The organism is Parabacteroides caecihominis (assembly GCF_023656785.1).
GTDB lineage: Bacteria > Bacteroidota > Bacteroidia > Bacteroidales > Tannerellaceae > Parabacteroides > Parabacteroides segnis.
Window position 1 is genome coordinate 51,036 of sequence record NZ_JAMOKS010000020.1, and the last position, 17,376, is coordinate 68,411.

Annotated in this window: 8 protein-coding genes; 1 reads left to right on the forward strand and 7 read right to left on the reverse strand. The window is 38.9% G+C overall.

All coding sequences use genetic code 11. The features are described 5' to 3' along the window. Nucleotides 1–551 precede the first annotated feature (551 nt). From NBH14_RS17275 to NBH14_RS17300, 6 genes are all read right to left on the reverse strand, one after another. Nucleotides 552–2,546 (reverse strand): RagB/SusD family nutrient uptake outer membrane protein, encoded by a 1,995-nt coding sequence (locus tag NBH14_RS17275; RefSeq protein WP_186960379.1) that lies wholly within the window; start codon nucleotides 2,544–2,546, stop codon nucleotides 552–554. 20 nt (nucleotides 2,547–2,566) lie between these two features. Then, complete coding sequence (locus tag NBH14_RS17280; RefSeq protein ID WP_250817678.1) at nucleotides 2,567–5,842, reverse strand: SusC/RagA family TonB-linked outer membrane protein; 3,276 nt, start codon at nucleotides 5,840–5,842, stop codon at nucleotides 2,567–2,569. Nucleotides 5,843–6,057: 215 nt separating this feature from the next. Beyond that, nucleotides 6,058–7,419 (reverse strand): glycoside hydrolase family 27 protein, encoded by a 1,362-nt coding sequence (locus tag NBH14_RS17285; RefSeq protein WP_186960380.1) that lies wholly within the window; start codon nucleotides 7,417–7,419, stop codon nucleotides 6,058–6,060. A gap of 76 nt (nucleotides 7,420–7,495) precedes the next feature. After that, nucleotides 7,496–9,436, reverse strand: a complete 1,941-nt coding sequence (locus NBH14_RS17290; protein WP_186960381.1) for a RagB/SusD family nutrient uptake outer membrane protein — start codon at nucleotides 9,434–9,436, stop codon at nucleotides 7,496–7,498. A 6-nt stretch (nucleotides 9,437–9,442) separates the two neighbouring features. Continuing rightward, nucleotides 9,443–12,892, reverse strand: a complete 3,450-nt coding sequence (locus tag NBH14_RS17295) for a TonB-dependent receptor (protein ID WP_186960382.1) — start codon at nucleotides 12,890–12,892, stop codon at nucleotides 9,443–9,445. Between the two features lie 222 nt (nucleotides 12,893–13,114). After that, nucleotides 13,115–14,110: a FecR family protein gene (locus tag NBH14_RS17300; protein WP_186960383.1), complete on the reverse strand. Its 996-nt coding sequence runs from the start codon at nucleotides 14,108–14,110 to the stop codon at nucleotides 13,115–13,117. Between the two features lie 206 nt (nucleotides 14,111–14,316). Here NBH14_RS17300 and NBH14_RS17305 point away from each other — a divergent pair, with 206 nt between their 5' ends. Continuing rightward, nucleotides 14,317–14,898 (forward strand): RNA polymerase sigma-70 factor, encoded by a 582-nt coding sequence (locus NBH14_RS17305; protein WP_250817679.1) that lies wholly within the window; start codon nucleotides 14,317–14,319, stop codon nucleotides 14,896–14,898. A 113-nt stretch (nucleotides 14,899–15,011) separates the two neighbouring features. Here the strand turns inward: NBH14_RS17305 and NBH14_RS17310 are convergent, their stop codons facing one another. Further along, nucleotides 15,012–17,354 (reverse strand): glycoside hydrolase family 3 N-terminal domain-containing protein, encoded by a 2,343-nt coding sequence (locus NBH14_RS17310; RefSeq protein ID WP_186960385.1) that lies wholly within the window; start codon nucleotides 17,352–17,354, stop codon nucleotides 15,012–15,014. Nucleotides 17,355–17,376 lie beyond the last annotated feature (22 nt).

The following is a 17,376-nucleotide window of genomic DNA, read 5'->3' on the forward strand; positions in this document are numbered from 1 at the left end:
TGACCATAGTCTTCGTAGAACTATGGCTATGCAAGAAAACATTTATTTATTCTGGAACTGTTGTATTATATGGATTCGAGTAAATATAAAGAACATGCTTATTATTATGTACTGCCGTGAACGATTCCGTTTTGTATACTTTTTTTATGATTTACAATCCGTATTCTCCATATCCTTTTAGGAAAACAGAACGAATTTTAATCAAATAATAAGGAATTTTGAAAGATCAAATTCAAGGCTGATATTCATCTGATTACACATCATTGAAGCAGTGCTAATAGCCGGCAGCACAGTTACAAGGTTTTAGGTCAAGCCGACAGATAATATCTCTTAAGAATTGTCATGATTACTATATAAAAGACTCTAGTTCTACGAAGACTCTAGTTGTTTCTTTCCCGGTTAAAGCATAAAAATCACATTGCTTTATTATGCAATTGGCTAGATTTTCCAATATAACAATTTGTAAATACAATATTATAAGTACTTACATAAAAGAAAAGAGGTTGTTCATGCTGAAACAACCTCTTTTCTTTTATGTAATATTCGATATATTACTTCTCTGCAGGATAATTAGCTTTTACCGGCCAATATGGATTCTGATAGATCGGAGAATCGGAATAGGCATCCCGGTCGTCCGTTGAAGTGATCATAAAATGCTGCATGGCAATCGGATTCAGATAGTGAGCCATATGCCATCCATATCCTTCATAAGCACGATTCGTTTTCAGAATTTCATATGGACGTAAATAATCACTGGCCGAAGGAGATGAAACATTAGAACTTGGATCCTGATCATAAATCAGATTATAACCAGCGGCAGCATACTTTTCCGGAAGATCCGTATTCCACAATTTAAAACCTTCGATATGATACTTTTTCGTCATTAACTGATCCATCGAACGCCAACGTTTCAAATCAGGGCTACGGAAACCTTCACTCAAAAACTCATTACGTCTTTCTCTACGTATATTAAATAATGTAGCATCACTCAAAATATTACCGGCAGAATAAGCAGCCCAATCGAACTCGGCTTCTTTCTGCATATCGGTCGCCTGTATTGTTTTAGTATAATCTTCATCCACATGAGCACGACGGCGTAATGCTTTCCAGTATTGATCGGCTTTACTATCCAAATGACCATAACATTCATAATAGGCCTCAATATAATTCAAATAGGCTTCTGCTGCACGGAAAATAGGCACACCAGTCTCACCTTGCCAATTATTACAATAAAGATGATCCCAATACCAATATTTGCGGGATACATAACCGGTATTATTTCGCAGAGTATACACTCCATTAACAATATCCGGCAATTCCGGTTCGACCGGAACACCATGCGTACCCTGACCGACATTCAACCATATATTAATCATTCCCGGTTGTTTCAGGAATAAGCGGATACGATCATCTCTGTTTTCCACGATATCCTGAGACAGATTGTCACCTTTATATAAGGAAGATGTGTAATATGGTAAACCGTCATTCATTAGATAGCTTTGAACCAAACCTCTGGTTAATCCAATTGCCGTACAGGTTGTTCCGGCATCTACTGCACGATTGTTTACGATATTCTTTCCCTTATCAAAATCTCTCCAAAGCAAAATCTCTTCATAACCGGACATATCCAATGCACTAAACATTTCGACGTATGGATTAGCATCGTTCGGACCTTGCATCAACACTCCGGTATTCGCTGTCAACTGATATTTAGATGCGACCTTATCCGAAGCATCCACAGCCTGTTCTAAAAACCATTTGATTTCGTTATCAATACTGCCCGATGGATATTGATAGCCTCTATTATATTCTCTGGTTGCACCTGGCCATCCTTCTCCGTTCGGTACAAATGCCGTTCCTTTGAAATATTTCAACCATGTACCTTCAAACAAGGCAACTCTCGACTTCATCAGGTAGGCGATATCTTTATACAGCCGGTTTTTCTTTCCGTCGGGGGCCGTCGCTTTCATTAATACCGCAGCAGAATCGAGGTCGGATATAATAAAACGGGCCACTTCGTTTCGAGGCATACGTTTAGATGCTTCTATCAACTGTTGCATATCATCGGCAAAGGTATGGCGCACAATAGGAAAATCACCCAGTGAAACCAATTTGTTATAATAAGCGACCGCCCTAAGGAAATAAGCCTCCCCGATATAATGTTCTATATTCTCTTTTACACCGGATATTTCTCCGTTCTGATGCAAAACCAATACCCTTTCAAGAAAATAATTCAGTTGATAAATATCTTCAAAGTTCCATTCGCCTGCAGTCTCTCCTACTTTCCAGTCGCCATCCGTATAGCTGGAAGAGTAATTCATACCGGCTTCATTATCCGTATTATTATCCAGTCCTACCCCTCCTCCGGCATTCGGTAAGGCCGTATACCGATTAATTACATAAGAATCTAACTGGGATTCTTCAGTCAGATAATCTTCTGGTATAATAGATGAAGGAGGCGTGATTTCCAGATTATCATTGCATGCTGTTAACACCCAGCCTAAGAAAAAAGCACTGATTATATATTTTATTCCTTGATATTTCATAATTGTCAATTCCTCCATGATTAATAAGTGATACTCAATCCAAATGAATAAACTGCCGACAGTGGATATTTGATCATACCAGCAGGATCTGTTGTTAATGTTTCCGGATCAAACAAACTTGTCAAGCTGGTTCCTGTCCATAAATTCTCACCGGTCACATAAACACGAAGATTCTGTAATTTCCATTTGTTAACCAATGTTGTCGGAAGCGTATATCCTATGCTGACATTTTTCAGGCGGATATAAGCAGCATTCATCAGATAACGTGTTTGTGCATGTTTATTCTTGCCCGAATCAAACACCGGCCTTGGATAATATCCACTTAAATTTTGTCCTAAAGGATGATCTTCATTTGCTCTGAAATAATCCATGTGTTGTTCATAGAAAGTGGATGACCATAAGGAACTGGCTCCCCAAAAGTCTGAACTCCCGGTAAAATAATCCCTTTTCATAATTCCCTGAAAGAATACACTTGCATCAAAACCTTTATAATCCATACCCAGATTCAAACCAAACATATATCGGGGCGTTTCGTTACCTATAACTTTCATATCGCCCAGATCTTCATAAGTAGAATTCCCCCAGTCGATCTTTCCGTCACCATTCAAATCACGATACATAATATCACCGGCAGCCCAGTTGTTTCCCATTGTATTCTGTCCGCCATTAGGTAAAGTCGCCAGGTGAGCATCCATTTCTTCCTGTGTTTTTGCTATACCCATAGTCTCAAAACCCCAAATCTCTCCCATATCCTTACCGGAATAATAACCTGTAACAGTTCCTGTATGGTTAGGATATTCCAGAATTTCAGTTCGTGCATCCGACAGATTAAAAGCGACTCTATAACCTAATCCATTTTTCAAACGGTCACGCCATGATACATTTAATTCCCAACCATTTGTACGTAAACTTGTATTATTCGTTTTAGGTACTGCCGTACCCAAGATCACAGGCATTTCTGGAGCCGGGCCTATCATGTCCTCGGTTTTTCTCGTAAACCATTCAAGACTTAATCCTAACCTGTTATTCAAAGCATTTACATCAAAACCTATATTAGTTGTTTTTACAGTCTCCCACCCCATCGTTGTACTAATCAAACCGGGGGCAGAAGATGTATTTTGCTGATTACCATTGATTAGCCATGCACTGTTAGATGAACCGATAGGCATTGTCAGATAAGTCGGATACCAAACTTTTGTATTTTGATTCCCTAATAATCCGTAAGATCCTCTCCATTTAAAGGTTGATATGTATTCCGCCAAGGAGCTAAAGAACTCTTCATTAGCCATATTCCAGCCCAAAGAAACAGAAGGGAACCAGCGCCAACGCTGATCCGAACGATAACGTGACGTTCCATCATAACGCAAATTCGCTTCAAACAGATAACGGCCTTTGTAATCATAATTCAAACGACCGAAGAAACCGGCAGTCGACCATTTATCATAGGCTCCGCTAACCGTGGGAGGAACTGACTTTCCGTCTGAATCATTCCCCGAAGTTGCGTCTATGACATTCGTTCCGGGAACAATAATTCCTAAACGACCAGCATTTGTCACATCCTGCCAGAGTTGTTCGGACTGCATACCGACCATTACTTTGAAGTTATGCCCACGCAGTTCCTTCAGATATTCGGTATAGGCATTTATATTCAAATATTTGGTTCCCTTATAACTCTCCGAAACACTTGAATTGGCACCACCCAGCGTAGCTTGGTAAGGTTCGCCGTTTACATCATAATTATAAACTTTCTGGGTATCAGCATGTACCCGCTCATTATATAACTGATAATTCACATCACCGATAATTTTCCAACCTTTGATCGGTTCTACAACAATATTCACCTGCTGAGTCGTCTCATATGTTTTCTTTGTTGTCCGTCCGCCATCACGCAACCGTAAAGCATGGGTTGCATATTCATATAAATTTCCATTCGGATCATACGCGATCAAAGTAGGCCAGCTTTGCCGGGACAGGTTTGAAAATAAACCATCGGTCAAATAAGTCGGTTTTTCATAATCAATCTGATTAAACCTCATATTATAATTAATACTGATATAATCATTTAACTTGGATGTTACTTTCAGATTAGTAGCTACACGCTGATTGTTTTCCGGATTCAAACGCATATAACCATCTTGTCCCAGATAGTTTACAGATGCATACATCTGAACTTTCTCACTACCACCGGATATACTTAAATTATGTTCATGAGAAAATACAGTATCATCAAAAATCAAATTGATCCAGTCCGTATTTCCATAGCCTTTATCATACAGGTCAGCCCATCGGGACGGGTTGTTTGGGTCAGGATCAATTCCTCCTGTCAACTTACCATCTATAAAATCCCTGATCTTTTGCATACGTTCCGGAGAAAAATGTCCCGCTTTTCCGGCATTAGTTGCAGCCTCATTAAAATAATTAGCAAAGGTATAAGAGTCAACTGTCTGTGGCATATTTGTGGCTTTACTCCAACGGAAAGAGTTATTATAATTAACAGACATCTTGCCGGCTTTACCTTTTTTCGTTGTTATCAGGATAACACCAAAAGGAGCACGAGACCCATAAATAGAGGATGCCGCAGCATCTTTCAATACGGAAACTGTTTCAATATCCTGAGGATTCAAACGGTTCATATCCCCTTCCATTCCATCGATCAATATCAACGGACTACCCGAAGAGCCTTCACCAATCGTACCGACACCACGAATATTAATAGAAGGAGAAGAATCCAGATATCCCTGAGTCTGCTGAATATTCAATCCTGGCATTGCTCCCTGCAATGCTTGCGACGCATTCGAAACAGAACGTCCTTCAAAGACATCAGAGGAAACAGTAGAAACCGCTCCTGTCAAGTTTACTTTCTTTTGAGTACCGAAACCAACAACTACAACCTCATCCAACTTTTGAGAATCTTCCCGGAGCGTAACTTGAAAAGAAGAGTTATTTCCTATCGGTATTGACTGCGCCAGATAACCGATATAAGATATTTCCAGAATGGCATCTTCCGGAACAGTCAAAGAGAAGTGACCGTCTATATCCGTTATCACCCCATTCGTAGTACCTTTTTGCACTACATTGGCACCAATAACAGGAAGACCTGTTTCATCGACAACCGTTCCGGATATCTTTTTTTCTTTTTTCTGATTTAGACCATAGTTCAACTCGGTAGTGACCGAGTTGAACTGATCATGATCAGTTCCGGCATAAACATGACTTGAGAAAGGACCCGCTCCTAATAAAGTCGCAATAAAAAAGTATCCCCCTCGTTTCCAAACACACATTTTCTTGTTTTCCATAATAATAATGTTTAGTGAAAACTACTTTACACAATGCTGTAATTCATAAAAGATTTACGATTACAAAGTAAGTTACGATCTCATTATCAGTAAGTATAATGCTTATGGTAAGAACTTTTAAATACGGAACGGATTCTTCAAAAATGTTCCAATTTAGGAACTAGAGAAAAAAAGAGAAAATATAGCTTTCAGGCTAAACGAGTAAAGATTAAGAACTATCTGCTTTTCTCATAGCGAATAAATAATACACCATTGGCTGATATATGAATTGTTTCTCCCAAATCAACAGGAGTCTTATTTTCCCAGATATTAAAAAAGAGATAAGTAGCATCCTTATCCAAACCAAACTCTTTTTCATTCAATATATAATCTTTCAACCAAGCATTCCTGTTAAATACTCCGATCCATCCGGCATTTCGATCCTTTTCTTTTACAGTCCAGATTTCAAGACCCTCTTTTTCTAAGAGTAAATGCCCCATCACTCCATTCTGATTACAAGCTAACATCTCTTGATTTGTTAAAAGACGTAGAGAAAAATCATCTATTGAAACGAGACTTCCACCATAAAATAAAGGAGATGCAGCCATAGCACGTTGAGTTATAAATGTATATTTCTGCGCATCGTTTAATTCACTCCAACGGTTGGTACCCCGGCCTGCTAATGCAATATCCTTTTGGTCTTTCGCCTTACGCCCCGAGGGTGACATAAGTTGTAACTCTCCGAAAGGAATCATATCCATATCCGGCCAAAAACCAGGAATATTTGTTCTTTGCCAACGTTTCCAAGCATCAAATGTCAAATCTATACTGTGTTGTGTATCCCAGATATCAGCTGTTACCCGCAACATATCAGCTCTACTTAAAACCGGTAAGTCTCTATTGTCCACCTTGTCTCCGGGAGAAAGACTTAATATGATGGGTCTGTTACACTGACTGATAGCTTTTACAATAGCGTTGACTTCCTCTGGGTAAGGAACAATATCATCATATTTAATAAAATCGACACCCCAATCCGCCATTTGATTGATAAGACTGTTATAATACTCCTGTGCTCCGGGCTTGGACATATCGACTCCATAATTGTAAGTACACCAAGTACACACATTTATTGTGTCAGCGATATCAGCAGCTTTATATTTCGTGCCTTTTATCGGAGTATTCAGATGTACAGCCTTACGGGGAATCCCACGCATCAGATGCAGTCCAAACTTTAACCCTTTTGCATGACAACTGTTTATCAGATCTTTAAATCCATTCGGAAAATAAGTTTTGGAAGGTTCAAACAAACCATATTCATTTATATGAATATCCGAGGCATGCCTTTCTACAGAGAAACGGGTATTTTTCTCCAACAAATACTCTCCAAACCAGCCGTTATCTATCACAAAATAAATATAACCATAAGGTTTAAGCTTTATATTCATCGCCTCCAGATTAGCAAAAGCTGCTTCTTCATAACAATAAACACCATAGGAATCAAAACTATTCCACCCCATAGGCGGAGAATCTGTTCTCTTTTGACAAAACACAGAGACTTGAACAAACACATATATCAAAATCAATCCTATTTTTCTCATTTCTGTTCCTTTAAACATATTCACTCAGACCCAATTTTTTAATTATGATCTGAGTGAATAAAAACTGAATTACAAATTAATTACTCGGCGAATTATATCCAGGATTCTGTTTCAATGATGGATTTAATACCAATTGATCCATTGGTAACGGATCCAGATAATAGATATCCTGCCAGCCGGGATTAGGTTCCTTAAAAAACACAATCCGTCCGGCATCCCTGTTATTATCAGGATAAAGATTCAAAGCAAATTTTGAAATATCCGGTTCACGACCACCGTTAATATAAGCACAATGCCTTTCATCTTCATAGTCGCTTTTCTTTACATAGACTCCCAACTGTTGCTTATTGACATATTTTCCTTTTCTCCACCGGCGCAAGTCGTTCAGACGAAAACCTTCAAACATCAGTTCGACACGCCTTTCACGACGGATTTCCCACAAAACAGGATCCACTGCATAATCCTGATCATATTTAGGATCACCTCCTCTATCTCGTTTAGGATCGAAAGAAGCATCTATTTCCGCCACATTCATATCTGCGACATGAGCTCGTTTACGAAGTTGATTAATTGTAATATCAGCAACTCCCTGATTAAATAAACCCAACTCCCAAGCCGCCTCTGCATGATTAACCATCACTTCTCCCATACGGAATAAGGGGCAGTCTGTTGAATTATCACTTTGGCTACTGCCTAATAATTGTAGGTTTGCTCCATAATAATGTTTATACACATAATATCCTCCAGAGCTGATATTATAAGGTTGATTCATATTATAGATGCCACGCAAATGAGGTATCTCCAATAAATAAATACATCCCCACTGCATGAGAGGCAACTGTTTTGAAGAACCATCAGCTTCCGGTTTACCTGTAATTGTTTGCATAAAGTCGATATACTCCCTGTCTTCCGGCTTTTCTGTATTAGTTATCTTTGATGCATCATCAGGATAATAAAGCGGAGCGCCTCCATTCACACGATAAGGAGGTGCCACAGTAAAATATAAACGATAATCACGATTTCTAAATTCCACATTCATCGTTGCATCACCTGTCTTCGGATCTCCTTCATAATTACTACTTGTCCAAATAGGTTTTCCGTCTGAACAAAGAAAAGCCTGAACAGATTCAGCACATGCTTCAGCATATGAATCACTCGACCTCAAGATTCGATCGATTCCATGTCCTTTCCCCGGATTAACGTAATTACGATACAGCAAAACACCAGTTACACCTGCTAAAGATTCCGAATTAAACAGCTCATCAAAATGATTATGTACAGTAGGATACTTACCGATCAATTCTTTCGAAGCATCATAACTTGCCTGTAAGTAATCAGTATAAGGGATCTCTCCGGAAATCTGATGATATTTCTGAAATGTACCTTCGAATAGTCCGAATCTGGATATAAGTGCATTTACAACATCTCTATTAATTGTATTGTCTCCATCACCAGTCGTTTTTATATTATCTCTTGCATAAAGTAAAAGATCAAGAATCTTTTTGGAAACTTCCGATCTCGGAGTTCTTGGACCATATAAAAGTTCATCATCCTGATCGGTCACCGTCTTTTCCAACCAAGGAACATCTCCAAACTTAGCAACCAATTGAAAATAATTGAATGCTTTGAAAAAGTATCCTACACTCCTCCAGTGTTCCTTATCTTTTTCATTCATGCTTGAATCATCAATCTTATCCAACATAACATTTAACGCACGAATATTTCCAAAATCCCATCCTCCACCACTTCCCGGAGTTGTTACTTTATTAAATGCATATATATTTTCATTACTGGCTGCTCCCCAAAAGCCGTTATCTGTATTAGCCTCCATTTGGTTTTTATCGTAAGCGTATTTTCCCAAATTCTGATAGAACTTCCAACAATACGTCTTAAAATTGTCATATGTTGTAAATACAGTTGCCTCAGTAAGCGAATTCTTTGGTTGTCTGTCCAGAAAATCATCATTACATGCAATAAAAACCAGACAACATATAGTCATTACTAAATATTTTTTCATATTGAATTAGAATGTTAGATTAATACCAAATGAAACTTGTCTCATCAATGGATATGACCAGGCCCCACTTCCCGAATCACCTGTAACTCCGGGCAACATGGAACGACTGCCTGGAACAGCAGCATAAGCATCCGGATAAAACCCGGTAGGAAGATGATGCCATGTATATAGATTTTCTCCACTAACGAAAACTTTCAAGTTCTGAATAGTAAGACGCTGACACCATATCTGAGGCAAATTATAAGACAATGTTATATTTTTCAGACGTAAGAACGATGCATCGCGCAAATATTTTGTTTGCACCTTCTGGTTAGCCCCATTATTACCTCCAACACCATAAGCTTTAGGCCAATATGAATTTACATTATCTTCAGTCCAATAATTCATTTGATAATCAAACACAGATGTAATAAATTGTGAATTTGGCCCCCAGTAATTAGGCATCCACAAATCACGTTTTCCCACTCCATTGAGGAAAAGTGACAAATCGAAATCTTTCCAACCGAATCCGGCGGTTATCCCATACAAAAAACGAGCAGAGTTATTACCGATAACACGACGGTCACCCGGATTATTAAAAGTATTATCGGCTGCCCATATTTCACCATCGCCATCATAATCTACAAAAAGAATATCGCCCGGATTAGGATTTACACCTTTTACACGCGGAATGCCCGGCAATAAATTTCCATTTGCATCAAAATCAGCAGTTGTATAAAAACGATCGGTTGTATATCCCCAGATTTCACCATATTGCATACCTTCACGTAAGTTAATCGTATTATCCGAATCAAGCGCACCTGCGGGATTATCATATTTTGTGATCTCCGCCTTGGAATCGTACAGATTGAATCCAAGATTATATCTGAAATCTTTTCCGATATTACTTCTCCAGGACAGGCTTATTTCCCATCCTTTAGTTCGTAAACTGGCAGCATTACTCTTTGGGGCGGATGTTCCCAATATACCAGGCAAAGCCTTTGATGGAGCCAACATTTCTTTTGTATCACGTTGATACCAGTTGAAAACAGTCTCCAATCTATTATCAAAAAGCCCTAAATCGAAACCGACATCAAATGTTTCAGCTTTCTCCCATGTATAATTAGCACTAATCAATCCCGGAGCACCTATTGAGGTTACATAATCAGATTCACCTGGCAACACCCAATTTGATTTAGTATTCGATGTTTGTGTCAAAGCATTCATTGTTGCAATATACCCGTAATAATCTACATTCTGATTACCGATACTACCCCATGAAGCTCTCAATTTTAATTGAGTCAGGTAGTCTTTGGTAAATTCCATAAATGACTCTTCCGATATTCTCCATCCAGCTGAGAAGGAAGGAAAAAATCCGTAACGATGATCCGGATTAAAACGAGATGAACCATCATAACGTCCGTTTGCTTCAAACAAATAACGTCCTTTATAATCATAATTTACACGGTAAAAAAGACTGCGCAGGGCATATTCCTGAAAATTATCATTATTTGTCAAAGTACCGGTAGCCAATCCTAGTGATGGCAAGTCCTGGTTTATCAGATCCTGCCGTGAGCCGGCTAACAGTTCATAATAGTATTCTTCCTGATTAAAACCTCCCATAACAGAGATATTATGACTGTCAGCGAAAGTCTTTTTGTAAGTTGCATAAATATTTATAGCATTGTTTGTCGAGAAGTTCTGAGACATGGAATAAACAGTATTGGTTCTTGTCTTTTTCTTCTCATTACTGGTTGGTAACAAATAATCAAAAATCATAGGAGAAGTACTTTCCGAGGCCCAAGTTCGATAAAAACTATATTCTCCTACAACTTCCAATTCTTTCAATGGCTTAAGAATAATACGTCCCAAAATACGAGTGCTATTGCTTCTATTCATTTTAGGATTACCTAGCTCAATCAAATTGCGTGGAGAACCATAAGGGACAAGTTCTTCCGTATCACCACTATTCGGATGTCCATATCCTAAAGGTCCCATTGGCTGATAATTAGAAGCGAACGCCCATATTGCCTGATTATTGTTTTCAGCATTAGTCATTGCTGTCGATGTTTTTGAATCAGAATAACGAATATCCAATTGTCCTGTCAACCACCTAGTTGCATCCAAACTGACAAATGAAGAAACATTGTAACGAGAATAGGTATCTTTGTCTGTTATCAAAATACCATCATTATTAACCATACCAAAAGAAATACGATAACTGGCTTTGCTTCCTCCTCCGGAAATAGACAAATTATGTTGTTGCTGAAAGCCGAATTTATCCATCATATCTTTATAGACATCGGTCGGCGCCAAATTATAAGGAGTTCCTCCATCCAACACAACCCCTTCGGGATGCAAACCTTGTGCATATTCATCCAGATATGTCAACCATTTACCGGTACTCTGTCCCGCATAATAAGTTGGAGCAGAAATATCATCGTACACTTTAACTGTTTCATACGGAGATACTTTCTGAGGCAAAGTCGCCGGCTTGGAAAATGCAAAATTATTAGAATAATTGAAACGAATCGGTGAATCTTTCTGTCCTTTCTTCGTTGTAACAAGAATAATCCCAAAAGCCGCACGCGCCCCATATATAGCTGCGGATGCTGCATCTTTTAAAACAGATATTGACTCAATATCATTTGGGTCCAACATATCTAAATCCATTGGCACATTATCAACCAGAACCAATGGCTTTGCATCCGGATTATTAATACTAGTCACACCACGGATATTATAATTCATTCCCGAACCTGGTTTACCATTATTCGAACTGATTTGCATACCCGGAATCGCTCCTTCAAGAGCCTGAATAGCACTTGCTACAGGTCTGTTTCCTAAAACTTCATCCATTTTTACAGAAGTCACTGCACCTGTCAAATTTACTTTCTTTTGGCTTCCGTAACCAACCACTACGACTTCGTTCAAACTTTGAGTGTCTTCCGTTAAAACGACATCCAATGATGTTTTTCCTTTAAGTGCTATTACTTGCTGTCTATAGCCTATATAAGATACTACAATTTCAACATTGTCAGAAGGAACTTCCAATGTGAATTTCCCGTCAATATCTGTAATTGTTCCACTAGTTGTTCCTCTTACAGATATATTTGCACCAATAACACTTTCTCCTGTATGATCTTTTACGGTACCGGTTATCTTATGGACCCTCTGCCGGGGATTAGGTGTCAATAATATCTTTCTATTTTCTATTCGGTAAGAATAATCGCTGAATACATCTTTCAATATACTCTCTATATCTCCTTTTCGAATGTTTACATCTACTCTTTTCGTCAGATCTATCTCTTCCGTACTATAAAAGAAAACAAACTCTGTTTGCTTTTCAATAGCTTGTATGGCTTCTTTCAATGAGACATTGGATAACTTTAAATTAATAGATGTCTCCTGAGCATAACTATTCACCGCCGATAATTGAAAAAAGGTAACAAAAACCAAAAACAATATTAGTTTCATTCTTCTAAATGAATTAATGTTAAGAAAGGACATACCATTCCCTTCCGTGGATTTTTTTTTCATATGTTTGTATTGCTTTATATTAATAAGAAGCTCTCGATTGTCGCATTTTGAGAGCCGATTTTAATTAGACATTTATTAGGCGGATGTTACCAGCATCTGCCTAATTTGTTTATTACTTTGGAACTTACATCATAGGCTATCAGATTTAAAAGGTTAATACTATATTTTATAAAGAATAATGTTGTCGTCTTTTATAGTATAGTCAATACGGACCAATATAGACAACATCTTTAATATTTCTTCTTTTGACTCATTACGTATCGTCAACGAATATCTGGAATTTAAAGGAACACCCTGTTTACAGGATATCTCAATACCGTACCACCGTTCCATCTTTCTGAGAATCGTAGATAAACGTTCATCTTCAAAGACCAGCTTTTCAGCTGTCCACAAAGCATATTCAGCTGCATCCACACGATCAACAGTAAAATTGTTTGCCCGTTTATCAAAGGACAATTTCTCATTGGGAGACAGGATACGTTTTTCTCCGCTATTCTTCATCATGACTTCGACCTTTCCTGATAACAGAACTGTTTCCGATATATTTTTCTGTTCATAGTTTCGCACATCAAAATGGGTTCCAAGTACTTTAACTGACATATCGGAGGTTTCCACATAAAAAGGAGCATTCGCATCCGGCTTTACTTCAAAATAACCTTCACCAATCAGTTTTACTTTCCGGACATTTCCTTCAAACTGATCAGGATAAATCAATTTACTATTGCTATTTAACCAGGCCAATGTCCCGTCCGGCAAAGTTACAGCCCCCTTATGTCCGGGTCCCATAATGGCCTGATTCATCATGACATTTACAATTTTAGGCATATTCATTGCGCTTTCTCTTCCAGAGAAAAAGGCAATAGTCGCACAGGCAATCAATAAAGCTATCGAGGCCGCAACTTTCATTAATTTTATAGAAAAGAACTTCTTCTTACCTCTCTTTTCGAAAGCCAATGCATTCTTTCTAAAAGTATTAAAAGCTTTGACACTTTCACCATAATGCAAAGAAATCGAAGCCTCTGAGGTTAACCATAAATCTCTTGTTACAGCAAACTGCTGCTGATTATCCGAGTCTTGCTCCAACCAATTCAGCAATTGCTTCATCTCTTCCTCCGTTGCTGTCTGGTTCAAATATTTTATAATAATATCTTCCATTTCATCCATCATTTATAATTATCACACAAAAACATCTTCTATCCCTTGCTTTATCCTAAGAAATAAATATTATTTAACACATGAAAAGCATTAATACCTGAAAAGACCAAAATCGGAATAGAATATTGCATCCTTTCATAAAATAGGTATCTTTGTGCGGGAGAGGATGTTTATTAGATTCAAATAAAATGCATAACAGACACAATATGATAAAGGACGATCCCCTGAAACAAGATTTTATCTTTTTCGAGGATATGTTTCATGTTTATTATTGTCCTTTACTGGCATTTGCCAATAAATATACAAATGACAAACATGCTTCAGAGGATATTGTACAAGATGTTTTTCTTGCCTTATGGATGAAACGAAAAAGTATTAATTTTAATGAACCTATAAAACCCTATTTATATAAGGCTACCTACAATAAATCAATCAGCTATCTTAACTCTTTACAGGAAAATCTAAATATCGACGAACAAAATATCAAATTACAGTTACAACAAAAAATAATCAGTTACGATTTACAGGAGTCATTACTATTAAAAGAAATTTCAGAAGAAATTATTTCCTGTGTAGATACACTACCAGAACAATGTCGCAGAGTTTTCCTGCTAAGTCGTGGACAAGGGCTAAAAAACAAAGAGATAGCACAACAACTAAATATCAGTGAAAAAACGGTGGAAGGACATATCAGTAAAGCTCTAGCCGAACTTCGGTCTCATCTAAAAAAACTGGATTTGCTACCTATAGTTTCATATATCCTATATCAATGTATAGGACTGTCTTAAAATGTTCTTTTTCGCCACAGACAATAATGTACTTGGAAAATAACACAAAAAAGCTGGACTCTATCTGTAAAATAATAGAATCCAGCCTCTTCTTTTAGATATAGAAACCTCTATTACAATGTAAATTCTCCTTCCAGCCGGATATCATCCGAAGCTGCTCCAACCATGACTTTAAAGTCTCCCGGTTCTACCACTTGCTTCATTTCCATATTATAAAGAGACAGCTCTTCTTCACCCAATGTGAAAGTGACTTTCTTACTTTCGCCTTTCTTCAGGGAGAGACGTTCGAAAGCCTTTAACAGGATTGGGGACTGGGATACAGAGGCTACTTTGTCACAGATGTAAAGCTGAACGACTTCTTCCCCTTCACGGTCTCCGGTATTGGTAACCGTACAACTGACTGTTTGCAAGACATCTTTTCCATTACCTTTCTGTAGCTCCAATTGACTGTAATCAAACTTAGTATAGCTCAATCCATAGCCAAATGCATAAAGAGGCGTTCCTTCTTCTTCGACATAGGCACGCTGTTTTCCCTGTGAATAGAATAAGGGTAACTGACCTTCGCTACGGGGTACGGATACTGGCAAACGTCCGGCAGGATTATAATCGCCAAACAAAACATCTGCTATAGCTGCCCCACCTTGTTCACCCGGATACCAGGCAGTAAGCAACGCCTGTGCCTTTTCCGAAGCCAGGTTCATATTTAATGTACGTCCCTGGATATAAATAACAACTAATGGTTTGCCTGTGGCAGCTACCGCCTCCAGGAGTTTTTCCTGATCGCCCAGTAAACGCAATGTGCTACGGTCATATCCTTCGCCACAATCCATATCCGACAGGAGTTGGTTTCCATCATTAGAAACATCCGCTGCACCTGTACCTATATATTTTGTCTTGAAATCGCGGGCACTCGAACCACCGACAACCAAAACAACTGCATCGGCAGCACGGGCAGCTTCCACCGCTGCCGGGATATTACTGGTCGTTACATCACGGATTGCACAGCCTTTTACATAATTCACTTTCGTTGAAGGAGAAACGGCTTTTCGTATACCATCCAGTACTGTAACAATCTCTTCACGTTCCTGAGGAGCCGTGTAGTCACCCAACTGGTTATACATCATATCCGCATTCGGACCGATTACAGCTATACTTCCAATATTTTTTTTCAGAGGCAATACACCTTCATTTTTTAGTAAAACAATCCCTTCACGGGCAACTTCGCGAGCCAGTTCTTTGTGAGTTTTTGAACGTACCACCTGTTTGGCCTGTTCCGGTGAAACATACGGATTCTCAAACAGTCCCATGCGGAATTTCAGACGAAGGACATTAGCGACCGCTCTGTTGAGGTCATCCATGGTAATGGCACCTTCTTCCAAAGCTTTCTGAAGATTCTTTCCATAAGCATTTCCTCCCAGGTCCATATCAAGACCGGCTTTCAAAGCCAGAACGGCAGCTTCCTTATTATTTTTCGCCACTCTTGCCCCGACAATGCCTTCGATACTTGTCAAATCCGAATAAACGAACCCTTTAAAACCCCATTGATCACGGAGAACATCCGTCAATAAATATTTATTAGAAGTACAGGGAATACCATCGATAGAATTATAGGAAGTCATAATCGTTCCAACCCCTTCTTCCACTGCTTTCTTGAAAGGAGGCAGATAATCGGAAAATAACTGACGCATACCGACATTGGCACGTGCACCGTTATGTCCGGCTTCAGGAATGCCATAAGCGGCAAAATGTTTCAAGGTAGAATACAAATGCTTTCCGTCATTCTGCGATTTCCCCTGCATACCTTTCATAAAGGCAATCCCCAGATGAGTTGTCAGCACAGGATCTTCACCGAAAGTCTCTTCCATACGTGACCAACGTGGTTCACGGGCAATATCCAGCACCGGACCATAACCGATGTTGGCCCCCTGTGAACGTGCTTCCAGGGCAATAGCTTCTCCCATCCGATGCATTAACTCTGCATTCCAGGTACTTGCCTGAGACAAAGATGTCGGGAAGACAGTGGTACCAATCGCCATATGTCCGTGAGGACATTCTTCTGCAAACAGCACAGGGATTCCCAGACGGGTTTCTTCTACAGCATATTTTTGTAAGGCATTCAAAGCTTTAGCTGACAGTTCCGGATTTAATCCTGTCTCCAAAGTCTTTTGTGTCCAGGGATCGGCGCGGAGGACTGCCCAGAATGAACCGATAGGCATCGTCTTCATCCGTTCTTTATAGAGGTCGGAAGCAACAACGCCGTTTTCCGTTTTAGTATACATTTCCCAACCAAGCGGACAACATAACTGGCCGACTTTTTCTTCAACCGTCATACGTCCTATAAGATCGTTTACTCTGTCTTCAACAGGAGCCGTAGCCTGCTTGTATAACGGTCGTTGCGCCACGGCCTGTCCCGCACAAATGGCAAGGCCGATAATTAAAGTTGTTGTTTTACTCATATAACAAGTTATTTTATTTCAG